Origin of the sequence: Gemmatimonas sp. (assembly GCF_044376735.1) — a bacterium.
Taxonomy (GTDB): Bacteria; Gemmatimonadota; Gemmatimonadetes; order Gemmatimonadales; family Gemmatimonadaceae; genus Gemmatimonas.
On sequence record NZ_JBILKJ010000200.1, the window covers coordinates 1 to 4,239 of the forward strand.

General features: G+C 65.3%; 6 protein-coding genes. 3 read left to right on the plus strand and 3 right to left on the minus strand.

What is annotated here, in order from left to right; all coding sequences use genetic code 11:
- The coding region (locus ACIRA7_RS15305; protein WP_396221707.1) for an L-lactate permease at positions 1 to 805 on the plus strand (805 nt) is incomplete at its 5' end.
- Here ACIRA7_RS15305 and ACIRA7_RS15310 read toward each other — a convergent pair.
- Both ACIRA7_RS15310 and ACIRA7_RS15315 read right to left on the minus strand, forming a co-directional pair.
- Positions 789 to 1,295: a glutathione peroxidase gene (locus ACIRA7_RS15310; protein WP_396221708.1), complete on the minus strand. Its 507-nt coding sequence runs from the start codon at positions 1,293 to 1,295 to the stop codon at positions 789 to 791. The two genes, ACIRA7_RS15305 and ACIRA7_RS15310, sit on opposite strands and share 17 nt — an antisense overlap.
- Entirely contained in the window at positions 1,292 to 2,461 is a 1,170-nt protein-coding gene (locus ACIRA7_RS15315) for a DUF2911 domain-containing protein (RefSeq protein WP_396221709.1), read from the minus strand. Before ACIRA7_RS15315 ends, ACIRA7_RS15310 begins: the two co-directional genes overlap by 4 nt.
- 25 nt (positions 2,462 to 2,486) lie before the next feature.
- Between ACIRA7_RS15315 and ACIRA7_RS15320 the strand changes: the two genes are divergently transcribed.
- Positions 2,487 to 2,780, plus strand: a complete 294-nt coding sequence (locus ACIRA7_RS15320; protein WP_396221710.1) for a hypothetical protein — start codon at positions 2,487 to 2,489, stop codon at positions 2,778 to 2,780.
- A gap of 22 nt (positions 2,781 to 2,802) precedes the next feature.
- On the plus strand, positions 2,803 to 3,090 hold the full coding sequence (locus ACIRA7_RS15325; protein WP_396221711.1) for a hypothetical protein: 288 nt from the start codon (positions 2,803 to 2,805) through the stop codon (positions 3,088 to 3,090).
- Positions 3,091 to 3,112: 22 nt separating this feature from the next.
- On the opposite strand, the gene ACIRA7_RS15330 is transcribed toward ACIRA7_RS15325, so the two are convergent.
- Positions 3,113 to 4,239, minus strand: a 1,127-nt coding sequence (locus ACIRA7_RS15330; protein ID WP_396221712.1) for an amidohydrolase family protein, incomplete at its 5' end; no start/stop codon positions are given.

Here is a 4,239-nt window from a genome sequence, read left to right on the forward strand (position 1 = left end):
CCCGCGGACGGTGTGGCGTTTTCCGGGGGAGACAGCGCACGCTGCCGCGGACGTCGCGCCGCATCGCACCGCGCAGGTGGTGCGCGCGTGGATGCCGTGGGGCATCCTGTCGGTGCTGCTGTTCTTGTGGGGGCTGCCGGCCATGAAGGCGTGGCTGAACGCGCAGTCGATGTTCACGTTCCCGGTGCCGTTCCTGCATCAGGCCGTGCTGCGCACGCCGCCGGTGGTGGCGATCGCGAAAGCAGAGGACGCGATCTTCACGCTCAACTGGCTGTCGGCCAGCGGCACGGCGCTGCTGCTCACCGGCGTGCTGTCGGGCGCGCTGCTGGGGATGGGGCCGCGGGCGCTGCTGCGATTGTATGGGGAGACGCTGCTCAAGGTGCGTCTCTCGTTGCTCACGATTGCCGCGATGATGGCCCTCGGCTTCGTGACGCGATACGGCGGACTCGACGCCACGATCGGGCTGGCGTTCGCGCGCACGGGTGTGCTGTTCGCGTTCTTCTCGCCGTTGCTGGGGTGGCTTGGGGTGGCGCTCACTGGCAGCGACACCTCCAGCAACGTGTTGTTCGGCAACCTGCAGCAGATTTCGGCGCAGCAGGTCGGCGTCTCGCCGCTGCTGGCCGCCGCGGCCAACAGCTCAGGGGGCGTGATGGGAAAGATGATCGACGCCCAGAGCATCGTCGTGGCCGGCGTGGCCACGGGACAGCACGGTCAGGAGGGCGATATTCTGCGCTACGTGTTCTGGCACAGTCTCGCCCTGGCGTGTCTCGTGGGCGTCGAGATCTTCGTTATGGCACACTGGTAGCGGCCAGCGCGCGCTCGATCGCCGGAATCATGTCGCTCGGCACCGTGGTGGGATCGAAGCGCTCGATCACCTGTCCGTCGCGCCCGATCAGGAACTTGGTGAAATTCCACTTGATCGACGTCGTCCCCAGCAGGCCCGGCTTCTCCTTCTTCATCCACTGCCAGAGCGCGTCGGCGTCGTCGCCATTCACGTTGAGCTTCGACGTGAGCGGGAAGGTGACATCGAACGTGGTGCTGCAGAATTGCACGATGGAGGCCTCGGTGCCCGGTTCCTGTGAGCCGAACTGATTGCACGGGCAGCCGAGCACTGTGAGCCCCTGCGCGTGGTAGCGGCGATACAGTTCTTCGAGGCCGGCATACTGCGGGGTGAGTCCGCACTGACTGGCCACGTTCACCACGAGGGTGACGCCGCCGGCGAGTGACGACAGCGGCATCGGTTCACCGTGCACCGACGTGACGGTGAAATCGGAGAGGGTATGCGTTGTGCTCACGGCCGCACCGCCGTGGCGGATCCCACCGTGGCCGTGAACGGCACACTCATCATGCTCGGTCCCCATGACATCTCGATTGCTCCTCGCGTTGGCCCCAGTGATCGTACCGTGATCGTGAACTCCTCCACGTGACTCGGCGCGGCCGTCATCTGCATGGGCACGCGTCCGAGATCGTTGGCGGCCGAGTACACCGTGCCCCACTGTCCGACCTGCTTGTTCACGATGAGCCACGTGCCGGTGCGTGTGTGCTGCACGAACAGCGTGTACGCGCCCGGCGGCACGACGAGGTCACCCATGGTGAGCGTGCGCGACGTGAACAGGTGCGTGGCGTCGTTGGCTCCGGTGCGCCACACGGTATCGAAGGGCACCAGCGTGCCGCCCCACACACTGCGGTCGCGCACCGACGGACGGCCGTAGTCGATGAGCACCATGCCGCCCTGTCCGAACGCCCCGCGCGCGGTCTCGCGCAGCGACAGCGTGCCGGTGGGCTTCATGCTCTTGGCGATGGCAGCGATGTCGAGGCCACCGGCGCCGCGCGTGGCGGTGGACTTGTTGGTGGTGTAGGAACCGTCCACGCGCTGCAGCGTGTTGTTCGCATCGAAGCGCAGGATCATCGCGTAGGCACCACCGCGCAGGCGTACGCTGTCGCCGCCGGCCGGCACGATACCGGTGAAGCCAAGATTGCCGGCGAGGCCGAGCGCGGGAATGGAATCGACGGCCGCCTTGCTCTTGGCGAGGCCCGCCAACAATTCGGTCGGTCCGTAGATGAACGTGGGGAAGTTGATCATGGCCTGCTTGGCCGCGAACGCACGGCGTTGCGTGCTGTCGGCGAACACGGCTTCGCGCACGATGGAGTCGGCGGTCACGGTGAAGCGCGTGGGGCTGGGCGAGTTCGGCGGCAGCGACCCGTCGGCATTCAGGCGCGTGATCGACGCGGTGGTCGGCCGCCCGTTCTTGCCCAGCGTGATGGTGTATTGGTAGCGGGCCACGGCGGCACCCGAGCGCTGCACCATCTCGCCGGTCATGCCGGTGGCCGTGCGCACGTACTGCTCGATGGCCACGGTGTCCTTGCCGAGCCGGTACACGAGTGAGGCTTGTTGCGCGGACACCGACGTCGCGGCGAGGAGCGCGGTGCCGGTGGCGAGGGTGGTGACGAAAAGTCGCATGGGTGGGATTGGGTCGGTGGGAGGGGTGCTTGCTGGGAAATATGCGACTTACGGCGACAGCAACAACCGCAACAACGAACGGCAACAGCAAACAGCAAACAGCAAACAGCAAACAGCAAACAGCAAACAGCAAACAGCAAACAGCCAGAACACGGAGACCACGGATCGGCACGGAAACAACACAGATAAGATAAACAGCGCTTTTGAACTTATCCGTGTTGGTTCCGTGCCGATCCGTGGTCTCCGTGTTCTGGCAGTTAGCGATCCCCGACACGGGCAGGAACCAGCCCGCGCGCACGAGACTTTAGCTGATTTCTGAAACCCCGAACGCCCGCCACGCTATGCGATTCGATCCCAAGTCCCCGCCGCGCTTTGCCTGGGTGCGCGACGGCGATCATCAGGCCGAGGCCGAGCGGATCATTGCGCGCAATACCCGTGAGCATGGCGGGGAGTGCACCGGTGAGCCGTCGGTCATGGTGCGCACTGCCCCCGGCGGCCGGTTCACCATGCTGTCGGCATCCGGTCTCTGGTGGCTCGAGTACATGGCCGTGCATGACGGCTGGGGCGATCCTACGCGCGACGATGATGACCTGCTGGCACGGCTAGTGGACACGAAGACGGAGCGCTAGCGGGCGGGAAACGTGCCGGCGTCTACTTCCCGCCGCGTCGCTGCGCGTCGCCCATCTTCTCGATGTCGGCCAGTAGTTGCTTGGCGTCGTACACGATGCCGTCCTTGATCGTGTACTTCACGCCGCCGTACTGTTCCACCTTGCCCGTGTTGTCGTTGAGGCGGAACCAGCCGGTGCCGTACAGCACTTTGAGATTGGCGAATGGGTTGGCGTCCACGACAACCAGATCGGCGAGCATGCCCGGCTCGACCACGCCGAATTCGATGTGCTTGCCCATCGGCTTGAAGAGCGTTTCGGCCGCGTGCAGGGTGCCGGCGCGGATCGCTTCGCCCGGCGTGAAACCCGCTTCCTGCAGCAGCTCGAGCTCTTCGATGGTGGAGAAGCCCGGCGTGTTGTAGATGAAGCCCGCGTCGGAGCTCGCGGTAACACGGCCGCCCATGTTCTTGTAATCGTTCAGGAACTGCATCCACACGTGATAGAAGTTGCGCCACGCCACTTCGTCTTCGGTGGTCCAGTTGTAGAAGTACGCGCCGTGATTGGTGCGGCTGGGCACGTAAAACGCCATCTGCGACGGAAGCGTGTACTTGGCGTGCCACGGCGCGTTCATGCGCTTCATGACGTCACGCCCCGTGAGGTACGTGGTCATGGTGGGATCGAGCGTGACGTCGCGGTCCTTGAGATTCTGCAGGAAGCGCTTCCACTTTTCGCTGCCCGGTTTCACCAGGCTCCACTGGCGTGCGACCTGCGCGAAGCGCGTCTGTTCGTCCTGCAGGTTGGATTCGATGGGCCACGGCTGGATCTGATTCGACTCGTACATCGACTCGAAGATGCCGTAGAAGTGCGTCACCGCTTCGAGCCCGAGCTTGGTGGCCATGTCGGCGTTCATCTGTCCCACGCCGCCCTGCTGCAGGTGGGCGGTGCTGCCCAGTCCGAGCTTCTTGGCTTCGTCGAGCAGCGCGGCCATGATGTCGGCCCGTTCGGCGCCCAGCTTGAGGCCATCGGCGCCGTTGGCCTTGGCCCATCGCACCCACTCGCGCGCCACCTCGGGGGTGCGCGGCACGCCACGTCCCCAGCCGGTGCCGGGGCGCTGGTACACCGAGTAGCGCGGTGCGGCGATTTCATTCTTCGCGCTGCGCGCCTGCTCCTTGA